Source organism: Candidatus Polarisedimenticolaceae bacterium (assembly GCA_036376135.1).
Lineage (GTDB): Bacteria > Acidobacteriota > Polarisedimenticolia > Polarisedimenticolales > DASRJG01 > DASVAW01.
In genome coordinates this window covers 24,993-45,113 of sequence record DASVAW010000039.1, presented here as the reverse complement: position 1 = coordinate 45,113, position 20,121 = coordinate 24,993, and the positions used below count along the sequence as shown (strand labels likewise).

The following is a 20,121-nucleotide window of genomic DNA, read 5'->3' as shown; positions in this document are numbered from 1 at the left end:
CCCTCTTTTCCCTGTCTTCCATGCCCCTAAGCGCACGTCCCGGCGCATGGAAGACAGGGAAAAGAGGGACTGTCCCTATTTACCCTCAGTCGCGCTGCAGGAACGGATACGCGAAGTGCTTCGGGGGATCGAAGGTCTCCTTGATCGCGCGCGCGGAGACCCAGCGCACGAGGTTCAGGTAGCTCCCCGCCTTGTCGTTCGTCCCCGACGCGCGGCCGCCTCCGAAGGGCTGCTGGCCGACGACGGCGCCCGTGGGCTTGTCGTTGACGTAGAAGTTCCCTGCGGCGTGCGTGAGCGCCTGCGCCATGTGGACGATCGCCTGGCGGTCCTGCGAGAAGATCGCCCCGGTCAGCGCGTACGCGGAGCCCCGGTCGCACAGCTCCATCGTCTTGTCGAGGTCCTTGTCGGCGTACACGTACACGGTCAGCACCGGCCCGAAGATCTCCTCGCGCATCAGCTTGAAGTCGGGGCGTTTCGCGAGGACGACCGTGGGCTCGATGAAGTAACCCTTGCGCGCGTCGCAGCCGCCTCCCGCGACGATCTTCGCGTCCTTCGAGCGCTTCGCGTGGTCGATGTACCCCTTGATCGTCTGGTACGCCCCGCGGTCGATCACGGCGCCCATGAAGTTCGTGAAGTCGGACGGGTCACCCATGCGGATCTCGGCGATCTGCGAGAGCATCGCCTTCTGCACCCTCGGCCAGATCGACTTCGGGATGTACGCCCGCGAGGCGGCGGAGCACTTCTGCCCCTGGTATTCGAACGCGCCCCGCACCAGCGCCGTCGCGAGCGCCGGGACGTCCGCAGACGGATGGGCGAAGACGAAATCCTTCCCCCCCGTTTCGCCGACGATTCGCGGATAGCCGCGGTACCGGCGGATGTTCCCGCCGACCGTCTCCCACATCGCCTGGAAGACCGAGGTCGATCCGGTGAAGTGGATCCCCGCGAGCTCGGGGCTCGCGAGCGCGGGATCGCCGACCTCGCCGGCGGAGCCCGGCAGGAAGTTGATCACGCCGGGGGGCAGCCCGGCCTCCTCGAGCAGCTCCAGGATGAAGTGCGCCGAGTAGACGGCGGACGACGCCGGCTTCCACAAGACGCAGTTCCCGAGCATCGCGGGGGCCGTCGGGAGGTTCCCGGCGATGCTCGTGAAGTTGAACGGCGTCACCGCGAAGACGAACCCCTCGAGAGGCCGGTACTCGAGCGTGTTCCACATCCCCGGCACCGACGAGGGCTGCTCGCCGTAGATCTGCTGCATGTAGTGGACGTTGAAGCGGAAGAAGTCGATCAGCTCACAGGCGGCGTCGATTTCGGCCTGGTGGCACGTCTTCGACTGGCCGAGCATCGTCGCGGCGTTGAGCTTCGGACGCCACGGGCCGGCGAGCAGATCGGCCGCCTTGAGGAAGATCGCGGCCCGCTGGTCCCACGGCATCCGGGACCAGGCGGGGAAGGCGGCGCGGGCCGCGGCCACGGCGCGCTCGACCTCTTTCCTCCCGGCCTTGTGCCACGTCGCGAGGACGTGCCCGTGGTCGTGCGGCATCACCGACTTGGCGATCGCTCCCGTGCGCACGCGCCGCCCGCCGATCACCGGAGCGATCTCGATCTCGCGCGCGGCGAGGCGCGCGGCTTCCGCCTTCAGCGCACGGCGCTCGGGACTTCCGGGGACGTAGCCGAGGACGGGTTCGTTGCGCGGGACGGGGACGTGGACGATGCCGTTGTGCGCCATGAAGGGCTCCTCGTGAGAAGGAGCCGCATTCTAGCTACTGCGACTGCTTGAGCGCCTCGTCCACCGCCTGCGTGTGCGCCGACGTGCGGCTCTCCATCGCGCCCAGGCTCGGATTGACCGGGGGCGCGGGGGTCCACGCGTCCTCGGACTTCCCACCGGAGGGGGCTTCCACCTTCTCCGGCACGTACTCCGAGCCGGCGCCCGCGCGCCGTTCGTTGCGGTCGTGGATCTCCATCGCCGTCGGAGCGACGGACTTCCAATTGCGGGCGACGAGGAAGAGCACCACCGCCACCACGACGAGCAGGATGACCGTGCCGAATCCGCCACCTTGTCTACGCATGCGGGCAATATGGGGTCGGTCTTCGGGGATGCAAGCCGACCCCCGGCAATGCGATCCTTGGGGCGTGATGCTGGCGTTTTTTCTCGCGCTCGCGGGGACCGTCCCCTCGCCCGACGTCCCCGCGACGCTCGAGCGCGAGGTCAATGCGGCCCGGGCGGGGGCGGGGGTTCCCCACGTCGAGCGCGTCCGGGAGCTCGACGCCGTTGCGGCCACGCGGGCGGCGGAAGCGGCGGGCCTCCCGGAGGAACGGCGCTTCGAGCCGAAGGCGACCGCGGAGGAGCTGCTGCGGTCCGCGGGGATCGGCGACTTCCTCCGGGCCTGGGTGTACCTCGCCTGGCAGGGTGGGTACGCCGACGACGCACCGGCTGCGGTCGCCAACTGGCGGGCGTACCGGCCGAGCTGGGAGCGGGCCCTCGATCCCTCCTGGAGGCGTGCAGGATTCGCGACCGCGAAGGCCGCCGACGGAACCGTCGTGATCGTCGCCTTGTTCGTCGAACCGTCTCCCGAGCTTCCCGGTGTCGAGGCGATCGAGCGAAGCGCCTTCGACGCGCTGAATCGCGAACGCGAGGTGCGCGGGCTGCCGGCGCTGGCGTTCGACGCGAGGCTCGCGGCCGTCGCGCGGGCCCACAGCAGGGACATGCTCGAGCGGGGGTACTTCTCGCACCGCTCCCCCGAAGGGGAGGGGCCGGCCGCACGCGTGACGGCGGCGTCGATTCCGTACCGGCTCGTCGCGGAGAACATCGCCCAGAACGTGCGCGTCAAGGACCCGACGGCCGAGGCCGTGAAGCAGTGGATGACCAGTCCCGGTCACCGGGAGAACGTGCTCGCGCGGGAGTTCACCCGATCGGCGGTGGGAGTCGCCGTGGACGTCGACGAGCGTCGCCTGGTCTTCACGCAGCTATTCCTCCGGCCCCTCGAGGCGGCGGGGGACGAGTGACCGGGACGCGCGGTCGTTACGCCCCCAGCCCGACGGGGGAGGTTCACCTCGGGAACGCCTCCACCGCGCTTCTGGCCTGGCTCTCGGCGCGCTCGCAGGGCGGGGCGTTCGTGATGCGTCTCGAGGACCTCGACGGACCGCGCGTGCGCCCGGGGGCGGCGGAGCGGATCGCGGAGGACCTCCGCTGGCTCGGCCTCGACTGGGACGAGGGGTACGACGTCGGCGGCCCGTACGCCCCGTACGTTCAGAGCGCGAGGTTCGATCGGTATCGGGACGCGCTGGAGCGGCTGAGATCCTCGGGGCATGTCTACCCGTGTTTCTGCTCGAGGAAGGATGTCGCGGCGGCGGCGAGCGCCCCGCAGCAACCCGGGGACGAAACGCCGTATCCGGGAACCTGCCGCGACCGGGCCGACGCGCCGCCGGGTCGGCGCCCGGCGTGGCGTTTTCGCATGGCCTCCGAAGCGGCGTCGGCGTTCGACGATGCGGTGTTCGGCCGCTTCGTGGCGCCCCTTCCCACCGACTTCGTGGTGTGGAGGAACGACGGAACTCCCGCCTATCAGCTCGCGGTTGTGGTGGACGACGCCGCGATGCGGATCACCGAGGTGGTGCGAGGCGAGGACCTGCTCGTCTCGACCCTGCGACAACTCGCGTTGTACCGGGCGCTCGGGTTCGCGGCGCCCCGATTCGCCCACGCACCCCTGCTGCTCGGCGCCGACGGCGTGCGCCTTTCGAAACGCCACGACGGGACCACGCTGGCGGCGCTCCGCGATGCCGGCTGGCGACCGGAAGCGGTGGTCGGCCGACTCGCCGCGTGGCTCGGCCTTCGTCCGGAACCCACTCCCACCCCGGCGCGCTCCCTCATCGCCGATTTCGACCTCCGGCGCGTGAAAAAGGGGCCAGGCCCCTTTTTCTAGCGGCGGGAGTCGCGCCGGTCCTCCGGGATGCGCGGCAGGGTCTCCTCCGCGTCGGCGAGGGAAAAGGCCATCACCGCCATCGCCCCCGAGAGCATCGCCAGGTCGTGGGGATCGACCTTGTCGAGCGTGTCGGCCTCGGTGTGGTGGATATCGAAGTACCGCGTCGTATCCGGCCGCAGACCGAGCAGCGGGACGCCGTGCTTGCGCATCGGACCGGTGTCCGCGCCGCCGCCGCCCTCCTTGACGGTGTCGGCGTCGATGACGGCGAGAGGCGCCGCCAGGCGGGAGACGATCTCGAGGCCTCCGGTCCCCGCCGAGACGCCGAATCCGGTCGGCCGTGCGCCGCCGCTGTCGATCTCGATCGCGGCCACGTGCCGGTCCATCGCGGCGGCGTATCGCGTGGCGTAGTCCTTGCCGCCGCGGCCGCCGTTCTCCTCGTTGGTGAAGAGCACCGCGCGAATCGTGCGACGCGGCCGAAGGCCGAGCTTCTTGAGGAGGCGGATCGTCTCCATCGTGACGACGACGCCGGCACCGTTGTCCTGCGCGCCGCAGCCGACGTCCCACGAGTCGAGGTGCCCGCCGAGGACGACGACCTCGTCCGGTTTTTCCCGGCCGCGGATCTCCGCGAGGACGTTGTGCGACGGGCCGTCCGCACGCCGCTCGGGGCGCAGGACGAGGTGCACCCGCACCGTTTCGCCGGCGGCGAGGAAACGCGCGATGCGTCCGGCGTCCTCCGCGGTGATCGCCGCCGCGGGGACGCGGGGCTTGGTCTCGTCGTAGGCGGTCGTGCCGGTGTGCGGGAGGTGATAGTCGACGGTGCCGAGCGATCGGATGATCATCGCGACGGCGCCGAGCTGCGCCGCCTCGATCACCCCCGCGTAACGCAGGTTCGAGGCGAACCCGTAGCCGCGCTCCCCTTCGCCGTTCCGTTCGATCGGACGATTGAAGAAGACGATCTTCCCCCGGACCTTCTCCCCCAGCGCCCGCAGCTCGTCGAGGCTCGCCGCCATCACCACCTCTCCGGTGATCCCTTCCGGCGGCGTCGCCAGGCTCATGCCCAGGGTCAGGAGCTTCATCGGATGCTCGACCGGCGCCACGATCCGACCGCGCTCTTCGCCGCGGATCCAGACGGGGACCGGAACGTCGTCCTTCCACACGCGGTCGGCGCCGTCGGCCTTCAGCGTCGCCTCGGCCCAGGTCACCGCGCGCTCGAGCTGGGGGGAACCGGAAAGTCGATGGCCGATCCGATCACACAGGTGCGCGAGCCGGTCGTAGGCCGTCGAGTCGGCGAGCGCGGCGTCGAGAATGCGCTGGGCCGGAGGCGCCTCGGCGGCGAAGCCGAGCGCCGGGATCGCGACCACGAGCAGGGCGAGGATTCGGCGACGCATCGGGGCCTCCCGGCGAAAGCCGGAATGGTACCGTAGCCCTTCCCGGAGGCCGTCATGATCGTGAAGCCGTTCCGAGGGCTCAGGCCGAGCGCCGCGCTCGCCTCGCGGATCCCCAGCCTTCCCTACGACGTGCTCGACTCCGACGAGGCGCGGCGGCTCGCCGCGGGGGATCCGTACACCTTCCTTCACGTCGTGAAGTCCGAGATCGACCTCGACCCCTCGATCGGCCCTTACGACGATCGCGTGTACGCCAAGGCCCTCGAGAACTTCCGCGCGATGCGCGCGTCGGGCTGGCTCGTCCGCGACGCTTCCCCGTCGTACTACGTCTACCGGCAGGCGCTCGGCTCGCACGCGCAGACCGGAATCGTCGGCACGGCGGCGGTCGCCGACTACGACGCGGGGCGCATCAAGAGGCACGAGCACACCCGTCCGGAGAAGGAGAACGACCGCACGCGCCACGCCGCGACGCTCGGCGCCAACCCCGGACCGATCTTCCTCGCCCATCGCGGGCACGACGGGCTCGAGGCGGCCTCGTCGCGCGCGGCGGCGCGTACGCCCGCGGCGGACTTCGTCGCCGCCGACGGCGTCGCGCACACGTTGTGGGTCGTCGACGATCCGCTCGAGGTTGCGGCGATCGAGTCGGCGTTCCGGGATCTCCCCGCGACGTACATCGCCGACGGCCACCACCGCGCCGCGTCTTACGCCCGGGTCGCGCGCGAGCGCGGCGACGCGTCGTCGTCCCGCCTGCTCGCCGCCCACTTCCCCGCATCCCAGCTCAAGATCCTCGACTACAACCGGCTGGTCCGGGACCTGAACGGTCTCGACGTTCCCGCGCTTCTCGAGAGGATCCGGGCGGCGGGCTTCGATCTCGTCGATCCCTGGCCCGCCCGCAAACCCGAAGCGGCGGCGACGTTCGGGCTGTACGTCGGCGGGTCGTGGCGCCTGCTGAAGGCGACGCCGGGCGTCGTGCCGCAGGACGATCCCGTCCGTCGACTCGACGTGTCGGTTCTCGCGGAGAAGATCCTGGGTCCGATCCTCGGGATCGGGGACCCGCGCACCGACCGGCGCATCGAGTTCGTGGGGGGGATCCGCGGCATGGACGAGCTCGAGCGGCGCGTGCGCTCGGGGGAGTTCGCAGCGGCGTTCTCGATGTTCCCGACGCGGATGGACGACGTGATGGCCGTCGCCGACGCGGGTCTCGTGATGCCTCCCAAGTCGACGTGGTTCGAGCCGAAGCTCCGCTCGGGAATGGTCGTTCACGTGTTCGACGAGGAGTAGGGAAGGGGGAGTCATGCTCGCCGTCCTGTTCGCCTCGATGTTCCTGCCGCCTTCCGTCGTCCAGCCCGCGGACCTCGCCGGGCCGGGGCCGGAGCGGGTGATCCTGGATGCGCGCGCGTCGATGAAGGACTACCTGGCCGGCCATCTTCCGGGAGCCCTCTGGGTGGGGCCAGACAATTGGCGCTCGACGGCGGAGGGCGTACCCGGGGAGATCCACCCTCCCGAGGTGTTCCGCACCCTGTTCGGACGCCTGGGGCTCCGTCCGGACGACGAGATCGTCGTCTACGGAGCGATCAGCGATCCCGACGCGGCGCTCGTCGCCTCGGTGTTGCGCATGCACGGCTTGGCTGCCGCGATCCTCGACGGCGGGATCGACCGCTGGAAGCGTGAGGGGCGGCCGATCTCCAACGACCTCCCTCGTCCCCCGACCAGCCGGCCCAGGGTCGCCCGGGCGACCGGCGCCATCGCCGCCTACGACGAGGTGCTCGCCGCGTCGAAGTCGCGCGGCAACGCGGTGATCGTGGACGTGCGTCCGCCGGAACAGTACGAGGCGGGGCGAATCCCCGGCGCGGTTTCGTTCTTCTGGAAGCGGAACCTGTGGCCCGAGGAGGGCGTTTCTGCGTCCGGGTGCCTTCGAAGCGCGCGCGAGCTGCTCGAGGCCTATCGCGCCCTGGGCATCACGCCGGACAAGACGGTCTACGTCTACTGCAACAGCGGCCACATGGCCGCCTTGGGATGGTTCGTGCTGAAGCACTATCTCGGCTTCCGGGACGTGCGCCTCTACGACGGCAGCTGGATCGACTGGAGCGCGCGTCCCGGCGCGCCGACGGAGTCGGGGAAGCCCGGCGAGGCGAAGGCGAGGGCGGCGGCCGATGCGCTGACGCGCGATCTGCAGTCCCGCCTCGTCGCCGAGATGCGCGATGGAGGACCGACCCGGGCCGTATCCGTCACGGTGTCCGCCGGTCGCTGACGGTCCGCACCCGGCCCCGCTTATTCGCTTCGCGCGTCGTTTGCGGCGCGCGCCTTCCCGTATGCTTGCCGCCCTCGGGAGGGACGTCATGGCGGAGAGGATCCGACGGAGGGAGTTCCTTCGAGCCGGCGCGACGGCGGGCGTGGCCGCCATGCTGCCGCGCGGCGCGCTGGGGCAGGCCCCCGCCGTCGTCCGGCCGAAGACGGCACGCCCCGCCGTCGTCGCCTCCGCGAACGGCCACGAGTTCACGAACGGCGGACCGCGGACCTGCGTGCAGGAGGCCTGGGAGAGGATCGTCCGCGGGGAAGACCCGCTCGACGCGCTCGTCGCCGGCGTGGAGATCGTGGAGCTCGATCCTCTCGACGATTCGGTCGGTTTCGGCGGGTTACCCAACGCCGACGGCGTCGTGCAGCTCGACGCCTGCGTGATGCACGGTCCGAAGCGGCGCGCCGGCGCCGTCGCGGCGCTCGAAGGAGTCCGGACCGCCGCCCGGGTCGCCCGGGCGGTCGCGGACCACACCGATCATCACCTCCTGGTCGGACGCGGCGCGCAGGAGTTCGCGCGCGGGATGGGGTTCCGCATCGAGGACGACCTGAACACCGAGAACTCGCGCAGGAAGTGGCTGGAGTGGAAGCGACGGATCGATCCCGGGCACTGGCTCGACCCCGACCGGCGCGAGCGCGCCGCCGCCGCCGCGCGCCGGGAGATGATCGCCGCCGGACGGCTCGATCCGGAGAAGGCCTGGGGGACGATCCACGCGTCGGCGGTGACGTCGGCGGGGGCGCTCGCCTCGGTCACGACGACGAGCGGGTTGGCGTGGAAGATCCCCGGTCGCGTCGGCGACTCCCCGATCCTCGGAGCGGGGAACTACTGCGCGGATGGGGTCGGCGCCGCGGGGTCGACGGGAAGGGGCGAGGCGAACCTCTTCTCGCTGGGGTCGTTCTGGATCGTCGAGCAGCTTCGGCTCGGGTCCCACCCGAAGGACGCGGTGATGGCGGCGCTGCGGAGGGTGCGCGAGGGGATCGCGGAGAAGCGCCTGCTGGATGCCCGCGGACTGCCGGGATTCGACGTGAAGTTCTACGCCCTGGACGCCGGGGGCCGCTTCGCGGCGGGGTCCCTCTACCGGGGCCCGCGGGCCCGGTTCGCCGTGTGCGACGCGGACGGGCCCCGCTTCGTCCCGACCGAACCGCTCCTCGACCAGGAGATCCTGACTCAGTGACCGCGTGCGACGCGCCGGGAGAGCCGCTCGCGGACCTGCGGCGCGAGGCCTGGGCGTCGGAGCCACCGCCTCGCCCGGTCCGCGTCGAACTCCGCGAGGAGATGCTCGACGAGGGGGATCGACGCGCGCGGGTGACCGGCGATCGCCATCTGCAGCTCCTCGTCGCGCGCGAACCGGGCGTCGCCCGCGAGCGCGTCGAGCGTTCCTGCGGCGAGGTGGGGAGAGGCGGCCAGGGCGCGGGCCTCGGCGACGGAGAGCTGCGGGTTCCGCGCGAGGGCGTCGAGGACCGCAGCGTGGGTATCGTGCCGGAGCGCGTCCCGTTCCTTCTTCGACGCGCGGGTCGCCAGGGCGATGCGTTGCGGGAGGGGAATGGCTTCCAGGGCACCCCGTATCTCACGGATCGAAGCCGCCGGCCGGAGCGTTTCGAGGCCCGTGACAGGGCTTGCGCTTCGGATCACGCCGCTCTCCACGAGGCGGCCGATTCCCCGAAGTTGGTCCGGGGCGACGTCGAGGAACTCGAACGCCGCCCCCGTCGCCGAACCTCTCTCGACTCGCCGTGCGGGCCGGGCGCGCACCCGCAGTTCCGGTTCGGATCGGCCCCCTCGCAGCGTAAGATCGAGAATGCGGTCGAGCGTCGGCGGCAGCGGACCCGTCAAACGGACCCCGCTCTGGCTCAGATCCTCGACCGTGCAGGGGTAGTCCCCTTGGGCGGCGTGCACGATCGCCGAGGCTTCGACGGCGAATCGAGCGTGGCGGCCGCGCCGCGCGGTCGGGGGGCCGGGTCGTGCGCCGGTCATGTGGGGCGACCCGGTCGACACTTGGAGGCGTTCGGCAGTAGGATGCGCAGGTCAACACCCAAAACCACCCAAAAAATACGGTGGAATTGGGTGTGATTTGAGGAGTCCATGGAGCTGAATCTCCCGACCTCCCGCGAAATTTTGAAGCTGGTCGCGCACATCGACCGTTTTCGAGGGGCGTGGTCGATGGAGGCGTCGCTTCCACCCGATCGGCTCGCCCGGCTCCGGGAGGCCGCGAAGGTCCAGTCCGTCGCGTCGTCCTGCCGGCTGATCGGTATCCGGATCTCAGACACGGAAGCGGCCGCCCTTCTGCGGGGGGAATCCCCGCTGCTACGCGAGGGGGACGCGATCCTCGGCTACGCGAACGCCCTCGACACGACCTTCCCGCGCGGCGGTGCCCTCGTGACCCCGGCCGAGATCGCCCGTCTCAACGCCATCGTGGAGGGAGCGAGCCCGGACCACGCGGACCCCAGCCCCTGGCGACACGAACCGATTCATCTCGAGGCGTTCGATGCCGAGGGGCACGCGCTCGGTCGCGTGTTCCAGACTCTACCGCCGCGCCTGATCGAGGACAAGCTCGACTCGGCCTGCACGTGGCTCGAACTCGAGCTGCGATCGGGCGAGCATCACCCGCTGCTCGTCATCGCGGCGTTTTATCTCGTTTTCGTGAACATCGCCCCGTTCACCGGGGGGAATACGCGAACGGCGCGGGCCCTCGCGAGCCACCTCCTTCGACGGGCGGGGTACGGTTACGTCTCGTTCGGCAGCCTCGAACGGGCCATGGAGGAGTCCCGCGAGGCCTACTACGACGGGCTCGATGCGTCCTCGACGCGCCTGTGGACCGGCGAAGCCGACCTCGAGCCTTGGACTCTCTCGTTCCTGCAGATGCTCAGGATCCACGTCGACCGCATCGCCGCCAAGCTCGACCTCGAGCGCCGCGCGCTCGATCTCCCGCCGCTCCAGCGCCAGATCCTCGAGACCGTGCGCGATCACGGCACCGCCCGCGCGGGATTGCTTCTGGCCTCGACGGGAACCAACCGCAACACGCTCAAGGACAACCTGCGGCGCATGGTCGACCGCGGGCTGATCGAGCGCGTGGGCCGGAGCAAGGGGGCGTTCTACCGCATCGCCACCGGCGAGCCCGCGACGAATTAACCGAGCTTTTCGTCCACGACCCGACGCACCTCGTCCGCGAGCTCGCGGGCCTTCGCCAGCGCCGCGCTCTGGCGGGAGGCCATCCCGTCCGCCGTGCGGCGATCCCCCAGCCCCGGCAGGTTGATGCGCACGTTGAGCGCGGCCCCCTCGGCGGCCGCGAGCGCGCACGCACCCGCCACGCCGGCGTCGGAAACGGAGTTGGGGTTTCCGTCGCGGGCGGCGGCGAGGGCGAGCTCGAGCGCGCGCACCGCCGATTCGAGTACCTCCAGCGGGACCCGCGCCGCTCCCTGGTTCGCGGCCTCCATCGCCGCGGCGCGTGCCGCCTGCTCCGGCTCGGTCTTCTTGGGGAGGCGCACCGCCGCGAGCACGGCGTTGAAGGCGTCGGTGTCCCGGTCGACGGCTTCGAGAAACCACGCCTTGAGGGCCTGCCCTTCGATCCCGAGGGGCCCCATCGAACCGCGCGCCGATTCCATGCCGCTCTTCGACCAGGTCAGCGCGGCGACCATCGCCGAGAGGGCGGCCGAGAGCGCGCCGCACAACGCCGCGACGCTGCCGCCGCCCGGGGCGGGAGAATCGCTGGACAACTCGTCGGCGAACGCGGTGAGGGGCATCGCCCGGAGCCCCGCGGGTCCGCCGCGGTACTTGTATTCGAGAACGCGCTCGGCCGGATCGAACGGAGCGAGCTCGCCCAGTCCGAGGGACAACACGGCGGCATGCACGCGCTCCCGCTCGGGAACGCCGGTGGGTTTCCCGAGCCGCGTGAGGTAGTGATCCCCGGCGGCGAGCAGCGCCTCCCTCGGGATCAGGCCGACGAGCTCGCTGCCCGTCACGCGCGCGCCCAGCCGGCCCGCCTCCTCGCAGCACGCGTCGAACACCGCCTGCACCGGAGTGACCTTCCAGTTCGTGAGATTGATCGAGACCTGCGCGCGACCGTACTCCTCGATGACCCAGCCGACCGCGCGGCATTCCTTGAATCGACCCGGTTCGTTGATCGTTTTCCCCGCGGCGTCCTTGACGAGCTTTCCGTCCGGGCCGCGGCGCGGCCGTCCCGCCTCGCGGATCGCCAGCGCGATCTCGTGCGCGACCTTCCTGTCGCGCGTGTTGAGGTTGACGTTGTAGGCGATCAGGAACTCGCGGGCGCCGATCACCGTCGCCCCCGAGCGGGCGTTGAAAGCGGCTTCTCCGAAGTCGGGTTTCCACGAGGGATCCTGCAGCTTGGCCGGCAGCCCCTCGTATTCGCCCTTGCGGATCTCCGCGAGCGAGCGGCGCTCGGGACGCGTTGCGGCGGACTCGTACAGATAGACGGGGATCCCCAGGTCCTCGCCGACCCGCCGCCCGAGGTCGCGGGCGATCGCCACGCAGTCCTCCATCGTCGCCCCCTCCACGGGGATGAACGGGCAGACGTCGGTCGCCCCCATGCGTGCGTGCTCGCCACGGTGGCGGCTCATGTCGATGAGCTGCGCGGCTTTCCGGATCGCCCGGAACGCGGCCTCCCCGACCGCCTCCGGAGGCCCCACGAACGTCACCACGGTCCGGTTCGTGGCCGCGCCGGGATCGACGTCCAGGAGCATCGCTCCCGGCGTTCCGGAGATCTCGGCGGCGATCGCGTCGATCACCGCCCGGTCGCGGCCTTCGCTGAAGTTCGGGACGCACTCGATCAGCTTCATGGTTCCTCGCTTGGGCACGGCCTTGCGGGCCGGGCGCGAAGATGCGACAACGGCCACGATCCGCGCAAGGGGAGCCGCCACGTGCCCGCCGGTTATTCGAAGCGAACGCTCGTCGAGAAGCTCGGCATCAAGCCCGACGTCAAGGTGGCGATCCTCAACCCGCCCGACGGGTACGACCGCACCCTGGGCCCGCTCCCCGGGGGGGTGCAGCGGGTGGCGAGCGTGAGGGGGCCCCTCGACTTCATCCAGTTCTTCACGGTCGACCGGAAGGAGCTCGAGAGACGATTCCCCGTTCTCGCCCGGGCCCTCCGGGACGACGGCGCGTTGTGGGTCTCGTGGCCGAAGGGGGGCTCCGGGGTCCGCACCGACGTCAACGAAAACGTCGCCCGGGAGGTCGGGCTGGCGAACGGGCTCGTCGACGTGAAGGTCTGCGCGGTCGACGAGATCTGGTCGGGGCTGAAGTTCGTCCGCCGGCTGAGGGACCGGGGCTAACGCATCGACTTCGGCGTCAACGCCTCGGCCCGCGCGAGCAGCGACTCGGGGGTGGCGTCGAGGGCCTCCGCGATGTCCGGGGCCGCGACCGCCTCGTGCAGCCCGCCCCCCATGTCGGCGAAGAGCGTCTGGTAGCCCTGAGGCATCGCCTCCCAGTCCCAATCGCCGAGACAGAAGAAGTAGTCGATCGCGCGGCAATTCGCGTCGGTGCGCCCCTGAGCGGAATTCAGGAAACGCAACAGCGCGAGCAGCTGCGGCTTCACGACGGCCGGTCCGGCGCCCCAGACCACGCCCTCGTAGATCCCGCGCAGGCGCTCCACGACCTCGGGGGAGACCCCTTCCGCATCGACCGCCTCGGCGTAGACCTCGTCGAACGGGCGCACGCGGAAAGGATAGCCGAAGGTGTGAAACAATCCGACGGAACCCAGGAGGAAGGACCATGTTGAAAGGCTTCAAGGAGTTCATCTCTCGCGGCAACGCGATCGATCTCGCGGTCGGCGTGATCATCGGCGGGGCGTTCGGCGCGATCGTCAGCTCGCTGGTGGGGGACCTCATCACCCCGCTCATCGGCGCGATCTTCGGGAAGCCCGACTTCTCCGCCATCCAGGCGGGTCCGATCATGATCGGCAAGTTCCTCAACGCGCTGGTGAGCTTCATCCTCACGGCCGCCGGCCTCTACTTCCTCATCGTGGTCCCGATGAACCGGTTCGTGAGAAAGCCCGAGCCGCCGGCCGCGCCGGCGCCCCCGCCGCCGCAGGAGGTCCTCCTCCGGGAGATCCGGGACCTGCTCGCCAAGCGCTGATCGCGGGTTCGCAGGAAGTTCACGACGGCGCGACGGGGCGTTCACCTCGGGCGCGTATCCCTTCCTCCGAGGCATGCATCGGAGGAACGGAGGACGCGCCATGCAGGAAGTCACCCAGCTCGAAACGCTGCTGCTCGAGGCCGCCCATCGCCTCGAGGCGAACGGGCGCCGTATCGCCGCGTCCGGGCTCCGGGAAGCGGTTCGCGCCGCGACCTCCGCGCCGACGGCCGCCTCGCGCCGCCGCCGCCTCGATGCCGCCCGCCGCGTCGCCGAGCTCAGCGTAACGGGACGCTTCGCAGCCGCAGCGAGTTCATGACGACCGACACGCTCGACAGGGCCATCGCCGCCGACGCGAAGACGGGGGAGAGGAGCCACCCGGTCCACGGGTAGAGGACCCCCGCCGCGATCGGGATGCCGAGCACGTTGTAGCCGAAGGCCCAGCCGAGATTCTGGCGGATTGTCCCGAGGGTACGGCGCGCGAGACGGATCGCCGCGACGGCCGCACGGAGGTCGGCGCCGACGAGGGTCACGTCCGACGCGGCGATCGCGACCGCCGTCCCGGTGCCGATCGCGATGCCGAGGTCGGCGGTGGCGAGCGCGGGGGCGTCGTTGATCCCGTCCCCGACCATCGCCACCACACGCCCCTCGCCCTGAAGGCGCTTCACGGCCTCGGCCTTCCCGTCGGGGAGGACCTCCGCGAGGACGTGCTCGATTCCGACCTGCTTCGCGACCGCCTCGGCGACCGCGCGGCGGTCTCCCGAGAGCAGCCAGACCTCGAGTCCCGCCGACTTGAACGCGGCGATCGCCTCCGCCGAGCCGGGGCGGATCGGGTCGGCGATGCCGAGCATCCCCACGTACGCACCGTCGGAGGCGAGCGCGACGATGGTGCGTCCCCGGGCGGCGAGGTCCGAAGCGGCGTCGCGGAGATCGTCCGACGCGACGCCGTCCCCGGCCAGGAACTCCGGGGTGCCGGCGAGGATCCGCCGTCCGCCGACGACCGCCACGACGCCGCGCCCGGCGATCGCCTCGAACGACTCGGGGAACGGGAACCCCAGCCTGCGCTTCACCGCCTCCGCGACGATCGCCTTCGCCACCGGGTGCTCGCTCATCGCCTCCGCGGCGACGGCGACCTTGAGCAGTTCCTCTTCGGAGACGTCCGCCGCCGGGAGGACGTCGAGCAGCACCGGCTCGCCGGAAGTGATCGTCCCCGTCTTGTCGAGCACGATCGTGTCGATGCGCCCCGCCGTCTCGAGCGCCTCGCCCCCCTTGAACAGGACGCCCCCTTCGGCGCCTCGCCCGGTCGCGACGAGGATCGCGGTCGGGGTCGCGAGCCCCATCGCGCACGGGCAGGCGATGATCAGCACGGACACCGCCGCGACCAGGGCGTGGGAGAGACGGACGTCCGCCGGCGAGGCGGCGAACCAGACGACGAAGGTGACCGCCGCGATCGCGAGAACCACGGGCACGAAGACCGCGCTGACGCGGTCGGCGAGTCGCTGGATCGGCGCGCGGGAGCCCTGGGCCTCGGCGACCATGCGAACGATCTGCTGGAGCACGGTGTCGGCGCCGGTGCGGGTCACGCGAATCCGGAGCGCACCCTGGCGGTTGACGGTGGCGCCGACGACCTCGTCCCCCGGCCGCTTGTCCGCCGGCATGCTCTCCCCGGTGATCATCGACTCGTCGACGGCGGACATGCCCTCCTCGACGCGTCCGTCGGCGGGGATCGGCTCCCCGGGTCTCACGAGCACGACGTCGCCGGGCGCCAGCGATTCCACGGCGACCTCGGTCTCGACGCCGTCGCGCAGGAGGCGCGCGCGCTTCACCTGCAGGCCGGCGAGCGCGCGCAGCGCCCCCGACGTGCGCGCGCGGGCGCGCGTCTCGAGGAGCTTGCCGACGAGCACGAGCAGCACGATTCCGGCGGCCGCCTCGAAGTAGACGGGAGGAGCATGGTGCGCCCCCGGGGAGCGCACGAGATCCGGGGCGACGGTCGCCACGAGGGAGTACACGAACGCCGCGCCGGTCCCGATCGCGATGAGCGTGCTCATCTCCGCGACGCGATGGCGCAGCGACGCCCAGGCCCGCACGTAGTACTCGGCGCCGGCGTAGGCGAGCACCGGCACGGTGAGCGCGAGCTGGATCCAGCGCGCTCCCGGGACGGCGAGCGCCCCGTGCGACATCCCCAGCACCAGCACCGGAAGCCCGAACACGAGCGCGACGGCGAACCGCCGGCGGACCGAACGCCACTCCCGTTCCCGGGCGCGGACCTCGGCGGCGTCGGCCTCGCCGGCGTCCTTCGGCACGACGGCGTCGTACCCCGCGCGGCGGACGGCGTCGGCGATCGCGTCGGCCGTCGCGATCGCCGGGTCGAAAACGACCGTCGCGCGCTGCGTCGCGAGGTTGACGACGACCGACCCGACCCCCCCGACGCCGGCGATCGCCTTCTCGACCGCGACGACGCAGCCGGCGCAGTGCATGCCGGTCACGGGGAGGTCGAGACGCACGGCTCAGCCCCGCAGCTCGGCGAGCCCCAGATCGCGACGGATCTTGCGCTGGAGGGCATCGGGCCGGGGGGAGGGGACGATGCGGAGCTGGTCCTTGGGAGCGGCCGCGAGGCGCACCGGAACGTCCACGAGCTCGTCGCGGCGGAACGCGGTGAGCGTGACGACGTCGCCGGGCTTGCGCTCCGCCAGTCGCGCCGCGAGCGAGGTCTCGTCCACCCGACGGCCGTCCAGGGCCAGCAGCTCGTCGCCGGGGTAGAGCCCCGCGGCGTGGGCGGGGCCGTCGGAACGACTCGTCGCGACGAGCGTGCGCTCCCCTTCCTTCCGGAAGCTCGCGCCCAGCCACGCCGGGGAGCGCCCGTCGACCGGCCGCCTCCAGCCCCATTCCGGGACGAGTCCGGCGTAGGCGAGCCCCTGCGCCAGGTCGAGCTCGTCGCGCCCGGCGACGTAGCGCTCGAAGAACCGCCGGAAGGCCCCGCCGTGCGCCCCCGCCACCTTCTCGACCGCGGCGAGGAACCCGTCCGTTTCCGCGAACCCCGGGCGCGACGCGGGGTGCGCCGCCACGAGATGGCGGAGGACGTCGTCGAGCGAGGTTTTGCCCGAGGTCCGGTGCCGGATCTCGAGGTCGAGCAGGAACGCGACGATCGAGCCCTTGAGGTAATACGAGATCCCCGAGTTGACGCTGTTCTCGTCGGGGCGGTAGAGCTTGATCCAGGTGTCGAAACTCGACTCCTCGAGGCTCTGCAGCCGGCGTCCGGGCTGCGACTGCAGCGCGACGACGTCGTCGGCGAGAAGCTCCATCCACCTCCGCCCCGACATGAGGTCGGCCGACACGAGGAACCGTTTTTCGTAGTAGGTCGTGATCCCTTCCATCGTCCACAGCTGCCGCGTGTAGTTCTCGGCGCGGGGATCGAAGGGGCCGAGCGTCTCGGGGCGCAGGCGTTTCACGACCCAGACGTGGAAGAACTCGTGCGACACGAGCGCCAGGAACCGCTCGTACGCCGTCTGCGGCCGGAACGTCCAGCGGTCGCACAGGAGCACGGTCGAATTGCGGTGCTCGAGCCCGCCGCGGCCGTTCGCGAGGTGCACGATGAAGGTGTAGTCGCGGTAGGGCAGCCCGCCGAAGAACTCCGCCTGCGCCTTGACGATCGCCTGGACGTCGGCGACGAGCGTCTTCTCGTCCTCGTTCCCTCGCCCCCAGATCGCGATCCGGTGCGGCTTCCGGTCGACGCGGAAGGGCAGATCGCGGTGCGGGCCGCATTCGACCGGGCAGTCGACGAGCTCGTCGAAGTCCTCCGCGACGAACGCGCGCCCGCTCTTCCGGAGGCCGGTGAAGATCGACCAGCCGTCCGGCGCCTCGACGGTGAGCCCGTGCGGCTCGGCGGTGCGTCCGGGGACGAAGAGGAACGTCGCCGCCCCGGTGAAGAAGCCATGGGACGCGTCGAGGTGGTTGGTCCGGACCGACAACTCGAACGCGTAGAGCTTGTAGCGGACGACGAGCCTGCGCGCTCGCCCCGTACGCACGCGCCAGGTGTCCTTGGCGGCCTTGCGCCAGGTCGCGGGGACGCCGTCCGCCTCGGCGGAGAACTCCTGCACGTGCCGCGCGTATTCCCGGATGAGATACGACCCCGGCGTCCAGGCCGGCATCACGAGGTTGACCGTCGGGCCGCCGGGGCGCTCCACGGTCATCGTCACCTCGAAGAGGTGGCTGTTCGGCCGGCTCATGGCGACGCGATAGGCGATGCGAGGGCGTTTCAAGAGGCCTCCTCGGAACGGGAGCAAGATACCGACAACCCCCACGGCTTGCGCCGTTCCGCCCGGATGCGCGATCCTACGCCGCGATCGGACCTCATCACGGAGCGAACGAGCGATGAACGAACGAATCCGCCAGATCCTCTCGAACTACGACGCGGAGAACCCGGGTGTCCGCACGAACCTGGCCCGGATGCTCAACCACGGCACCCTCGCGGGAACCGGCCGGATGGTGATCCTCCCCGTCGACCAGGGGTTCGAGCACGGTCCCGCGCGCTCGTTCGCGCCCAACCCTCCGGGGTACGACCCGCACTACCACTTCCAGCTCGCGATCGAGTCGGGCTGCAACGCCTACGCCGCGCCGCTGGGCTTCCTCAAGGCGGGCGCGGGCGTCTTCGCCGGCGAGATCCCGCTGATCCTGAAGGTGAACAACCACGAGACGCTGCACGAGGAGGCGAACCCGATCTCGGTGCAGACGTCGAGCGTGCACGAAGCGCTGCGTCTCGGGTGCGCCGCGATCGGATACACGATCTACCCCGGCTCCTCGCTCAACGGCCGCATGTACGAGCAGGTGCGCGAGCTCATCGAGACGGCCCACGAACACGGCCTCGCCGCCGTGATCTGGAGCTACCCGCGCGGCGAGCAGCTGTCGAAGGACGGCGAGACCGGGATGGACGTCTGCGCGTACGCCGCCCAGATCGCCTGCCAGCTCGGCGCCGACATCGTGAAGGTGAAGCTCCCCACCGCCCACCTCGAGCAGGCCGCGGCGAAGAAGGTCTACGAGGGGGAGAAGATCCCGATCGGCACCCTCGCCGAGCGCGTGCGGCACGTCGTGCAGTCCTCGTTCGCCGGCCGCCGCATCGTGATCTTCTCGGGCGGCGCGAAGACCTCGGACGACAAGTTGTTCGAGGAGGCGAAGGCGATCCGCGACGGCGGCGGCTTCGGCTCGATCATGGGACGGAACGCCTTCCAGCGCCCGAAGGCCGAAGCCGTGAAGCTGCTCGGGAAGATCATGGAGATCTACGCGAGCTAGCTCCCGCTCGGCTCCTGCGGTGCCGTCACCGGCCCGAACCGCACGAGCGTGGTGTAGCTCATCGCGGCGGGGACGCCGTGGCGCTTGCCGGGAACGAAGCGCCAGCGGAGCACGGCGGTCGCGGCGGCCGCGTCGAACTCCTTCGTTCCGCTGATCACGATCGTGGGCGTGCGCGGGATTCCGTCGGTGCACACGACGACGCGCACGAGGACCTTCACGCTCTCCGTCTCGCGCCCGGCGGGGGCGACCGCGCCGGGGCTCTCGAGAATCTGCGGCGGCTCGAACTCCGGCGCCCCGGCGATCTCCTTCTCCTTCGGGACCGCGTTCCTGGCGGTGTTGCAGGAGACGCCGTCGGGGAGCGGATCTCTCGGAGCGGCGAGGGCCACCGCGAGGAGCCACTCGATCATCCGACCTTCCGCGCGATCCGCTCCCACACCGGCGCCGGAAGCAGCGTCACGATCCGCATGAAAAGGGCGATGTGCGCGGGGAAGGCGACGACCCGTTTTCCTCGATCGAGGCCGCGCAGGATCCGGTTCGCCGCGTCGTCCACGGTGACGAGCCCGGGCTTGGGGTGCCGGTTGCGCTCGATCATCGGCGTCTCGACGAAGCCGGGGCACACCGTCGTGACTTTGATCCCGCGGGGAGCGACCTGGGTGCGCAGCCCCTCGAGGAGGTAGTTCACCGCCACCTTGCTCGCGCAATACGGCGCGTGCGAGGCGAGCGCGCGGAACGAGAGGATGCTCGAGATGCCGACGAGGTGGCCCCGGCCGCGCTCGAGCATCGAGGGGAGCACCGCGGCGATGGCGTTCGTCACGCCGATCACGTTCGTCTCGAAGGTGTCGGCGATCGCGGCGGCGTCGTAGCGCGTCGCCTTCGCGGGAACGGCGATCCCCGAGTTCGCGAGCAGCAGATCGATCGGGCCGAGTTCCGCCGCCGCGGCGGCGAGGGCCGCCGCGGTCCCGGCACGGTCGCGCACGTCGCAGGGGAGCACCGCGGCCCGTCCGCCCGCCGCGCCAACGAGCGCGGCGGTCTCCTCGAGGGCGTCCGGTCTTCTTGCGAGCAGGGCCACCGCCGACCCGCGGGCCGCGAGCTTCACGGCGAGGGACCGCCCGATTCCGCTCGAGGCGCCGGTGATCGCGACGACGGGCCAAGAGGCCAA

General features: G+C 71.1%; 20 protein-coding genes. 10 read left to right on the top strand and 10 right to left on the bottom strand.

Features of this window, described 5'->3' with window-relative positions; genetic code table 11:
- Window positions 1-85: 85 nt before the first annotated feature.
- Together pruA and VF139_03350 are read right to left on the bottom strand one after the other, a co-directional pair.
- Window positions 86-1,720 (bottom strand): L-glutamate gamma-semialdehyde dehydrogenase, encoded by a 1,635-nt coding sequence (pruA, locus tag VF139_03355; protein ID HEX6850417.1) that lies wholly within the window; start codon window positions 1,718-1,720, stop codon window positions 86-88.
- Between the two features lie 34 nt (window positions 1,721-1,754).
- Complete coding sequence (locus VF139_03350; GenBank protein HEX6850416.1) at window positions 1,755-2,060, bottom strand: hypothetical protein; 306 nt, start codon at window positions 2,058-2,060, stop codon at window positions 1,755-1,757.
- Window positions 2,061-2,127: 67 nt separating this feature from the next.
- Between VF139_03350 and VF139_03345 the strand changes: the two genes are divergently transcribed.
- On the top strand, window positions 2,128-2,997 hold the full coding sequence (locus VF139_03345) for a CAP domain-containing protein (protein ID HEX6850415.1): 870 nt from the start codon (window positions 2,128-2,130) through the stop codon (window positions 2,995-2,997).
- Window positions 2,994-3,911 carry a tRNA glutamyl-Q(34) synthetase GluQRS gene (gene gluQRS / locus VF139_03340; GenBank protein ID HEX6850414.1) on the top strand — a complete coding sequence of 306 codons (918 nt, stop codon included), beginning with the start codon at window positions 2,994-2,996 and terminating at the stop codon, window positions 3,909-3,911. Before VF139_03345 ends, gluQRS begins: the two co-directional genes overlap by 4 nt.
- Here the strand turns inward: gluQRS and VF139_03335 are convergent.
- Window positions 3,908-5,299: a M20/M25/M40 family metallo-hydrolase gene (locus tag VF139_03335; protein ID HEX6850413.1), complete on the bottom strand. Its 1,392-nt coding sequence runs from the start codon at window positions 5,297-5,299 to the stop codon at window positions 3,908-3,910. The two genes, gluQRS and VF139_03335, sit on opposite strands and share 4 nt — an antisense overlap.
- A 54-nt stretch (window positions 5,300-5,353) precedes the next feature.
- Here VF139_03335 and VF139_03330 point away from each other — a divergent pair, with 54 nt between their 5' ends.
- The 3 genes from VF139_03330 to VF139_03320 all read left to right on the top strand — a co-directional run bounded on the left by VF139_03330 (window position 5,354) and on the right by VF139_03320 (window position 8,766).
- The gene (locus VF139_03330) at window positions 5,354-6,577 is read left to right on the top strand and encodes a DUF1015 family protein (GenBank protein HEX6850412.1); all 1,224 of its coding nucleotides are present in this window, start codon (window positions 5,354-5,356) and stop codon (window positions 6,575-6,577) included.
- Between the two features lie 13 nt (window positions 6,578-6,590).
- Window positions 6,591-7,547 (top strand): rhodanese-like domain-containing protein, encoded by a 957-nt coding sequence (locus tag VF139_03325; GenBank protein ID HEX6850411.1) that lies wholly within the window; start codon window positions 6,591-6,593, stop codon window positions 7,545-7,547.
- An 88-nt stretch (window positions 7,548-7,635) separates the two neighbouring features.
- Window positions 7,636-8,766 carry an isoaspartyl peptidase/L-asparaginase gene (locus VF139_03320; GenBank protein HEX6850410.1) on the top strand — a complete coding sequence of 377 codons (1,131 nt, stop codon included), beginning with the start codon at window positions 7,636-7,638 and terminating at the stop codon, window positions 8,764-8,766.
- Here VF139_03320 and VF139_03315 read toward each other — a convergent pair.
- Complete coding sequence (locus VF139_03315) at window positions 8,760-9,563, bottom strand: PilZ domain-containing protein (GenBank protein ID HEX6850409.1); 804 nt, start codon at window positions 9,561-9,563, stop codon at window positions 8,760-8,762. The two genes, VF139_03320 and VF139_03315, sit on opposite strands and share 7 nt — an antisense overlap.
- A 108-nt stretch (window positions 9,564-9,671) precedes the next feature.
- On the opposite strand from VF139_03315, the gene VF139_03310 reads away from it, so the two are divergent.
- Window positions 9,672-10,718 (top strand): Fic family protein, encoded by a 1,047-nt coding sequence (locus VF139_03310; protein ID HEX6850408.1) that lies wholly within the window; start codon window positions 9,672-9,674, stop codon window positions 10,716-10,718.
- Here the strand turns inward: VF139_03310 and ftcD are convergent.
- Window positions 10,715-12,385 carry a glutamate formimidoyltransferase gene (gene ftcD / locus VF139_03305; GenBank protein HEX6850407.1) on the bottom strand — a complete coding sequence of 557 codons (1,671 nt, stop codon included), beginning with the start codon at window positions 12,383-12,385 and terminating at the stop codon, window positions 10,715-10,717. The two genes, VF139_03310 and ftcD, sit on opposite strands and share 4 nt — an antisense overlap.
- 81 nt (window positions 12,386-12,466) lie before the next feature.
- On the opposite strand from ftcD, the gene VF139_03300 reads away from it, so the two are divergent.
- Entirely contained in the window at window positions 12,467-12,877 is a 411-nt protein-coding gene (locus tag VF139_03300; protein ID HEX6850406.1) for a hypothetical protein, read from the top strand.
- Here the strand turns inward: VF139_03300 and VF139_03295 are convergent.
- The gene (locus tag VF139_03295; protein HEX6850405.1) at window positions 12,874-13,260 is read right to left on the bottom strand and encodes a hypothetical protein; all 387 of its coding nucleotides are present in this window, start codon (window positions 13,258-13,260) and stop codon (window positions 12,874-12,876) included. The two genes, VF139_03300 and VF139_03295, sit on opposite strands and share 4 nt — an antisense overlap.
- A 56-nt stretch (window positions 13,261-13,316) precedes the next feature.
- On the opposite strand from VF139_03295, the gene mscL reads away from it, so the two are divergent.
- Window positions 13,317-13,679, top strand: coding sequence for a large conductance mechanosensitive channel protein MscL (mscL, locus tag VF139_03290; protein HEX6850404.1), 363 nt, complete (start codon window positions 13,317-13,319; stop codon window positions 13,677-13,679).
- A 100-nt stretch (window positions 13,680-13,779) separates the two neighbouring features.
- Window positions 13,780-13,995 (top strand): hypothetical protein, encoded by a 216-nt coding sequence (locus tag VF139_03285; GenBank protein ID HEX6850403.1) that lies wholly within the window; start codon window positions 13,780-13,782, stop codon window positions 13,993-13,995.
- On the opposite strand, the gene VF139_03280 is transcribed toward VF139_03285, so the two are convergent.
- Window positions 13,955-16,180, bottom strand: a complete 2,226-nt coding sequence (locus VF139_03280) for a heavy metal translocating P-type ATPase (protein HEX6850402.1) — start codon at window positions 16,178-16,180, stop codon at window positions 13,955-13,957. The genes VF139_03285 and VF139_03280 overlap by 41 nt on opposite strands.
- A 3-nt stretch (window positions 16,181-16,183) precedes the next feature.
- A complete protein-coding gene (locus VF139_03275) occupies window positions 16,184-17,935 on the bottom strand; it encodes a PDZ domain-containing protein (protein ID HEX6850401.1) in 1,752 nt (583 codons plus the stop codon).
- A gap of 112 nt (window positions 17,936-18,047) precedes the next feature.
- Here VF139_03275 and VF139_03270 point away from each other — a divergent pair, with 112 nt between their 5' ends.
- Window positions 18,048-18,962 (top strand): class I fructose-bisphosphate aldolase, encoded by a 915-nt coding sequence (locus tag VF139_03270; protein ID HEX6850400.1) that lies wholly within the window; start codon window positions 18,048-18,050, stop codon window positions 18,960-18,962.
- Here VF139_03270 and VF139_03265 read toward each other — a convergent pair.
- Both VF139_03265 and VF139_03260 read right to left on the bottom strand, forming a co-directional pair.
- Window positions 18,959-19,369, bottom strand: coding sequence for a TonB family protein (locus VF139_03265; protein HEX6850399.1), 411 nt, complete (start codon window positions 19,367-19,369; stop codon window positions 18,959-18,961). The two genes, VF139_03270 and VF139_03265, sit on opposite strands and share 4 nt — an antisense overlap.
- Complete coding sequence (locus VF139_03260) at window positions 19,366-20,121, bottom strand: SDR family NAD(P)-dependent oxidoreductase (GenBank protein ID HEX6850398.1); 756 nt, start codon at window positions 20,119-20,121, stop codon at window positions 19,366-19,368. Before VF139_03260 ends, VF139_03265 begins: the two co-directional genes overlap by 4 nt.

Excerpts from the sequence above, each read along its gene's own strand:
- VF139_03330 (HEX6850412.1), top strand. The coding sequence starts at position 5,354 with ATGATCGTGAAGCCGTTCCGAGGGCTCAGGCCGAGCGCCGCGCTCGCC.
- VF139_03285 (HEX6850403.1), top strand. The coding sequence starts at position 13,780 with ATGCAGGAAGTCACCCAGCTCGAAACGCTGCTGCTCGAGGCCGCCCAT.
- VF139_03315 (HEX6850409.1), bottom strand. The coding sequence starts at position 9,563 with ATGACCGGCGCACGACCCGGCCCCCCGACCGCGCGGCGCGGCCGCCAC.
- mscL (HEX6850404.1), top strand. The coding sequence starts at position 13,317 with ATGTTGAAAGGCTTCAAGGAGTTCATCTCTCGCGGCAACGCGATCGAT.
- VF139_03335 (HEX6850413.1), bottom strand. The coding sequence starts at position 5,299 with ATGCGTCGCCGAATCCTCGCCCTGCTCGTGGTCGCGATCCCGGCGCTC.
- VF139_03325 (HEX6850411.1), top strand. The coding sequence starts at position 6,591 with ATGCTCGCCGTCCTGTTCGCCTCGATGTTCCTGCCGCCTTCCGTCGTC.
- VF139_03350 (HEX6850416.1), bottom strand. The coding sequence starts at position 2,060 with ATGCGTAGACAAGGTGGCGGATTCGGCACGGTCATCCTGCTCGTCGTG.
- VF139_03265 (HEX6850399.1), bottom strand. The coding sequence starts at position 19,369 with ATGATCGAGTGGCTCCTCGCGGTGGCCCTCGCCGCTCCGAGAGATCCG.
- pruA (HEX6850417.1), bottom strand. The coding sequence starts at position 1,720 with ATGGCGCACAACGGCATCGTCCACGTCCCCGTCCCGCGCAACGAACCC.
- ftcD (HEX6850407.1), bottom strand. The coding sequence starts at position 12,385 with ATGAAGCTGATCGAGTGCGTCCCGAACTTCAGCGAAGGCCGCGACCGG.
- VF139_03345 (HEX6850415.1), top strand. The coding sequence starts at position 2,128 with ATGCTGGCGTTTTTTCTCGCGCTCGCGGGGACCGTCCCCTCGCCCGAC.
- VF139_03270 (HEX6850400.1), top strand. The coding sequence starts at position 18,048 with ATGAACGAACGAATCCGCCAGATCCTCTCGAACTACGACGCGGAGAAC.
- VF139_03310 (HEX6850408.1), top strand. The coding sequence starts at position 9,672 with ATGGAGCTGAATCTCCCGACCTCCCGCGAAATTTTGAAGCTGGTCGCG.
- VF139_03320 (HEX6850410.1), top strand. The coding sequence starts at position 7,636 with ATGGCGGAGAGGATCCGACGGAGGGAGTTCCTTCGAGCCGGCGCGACG.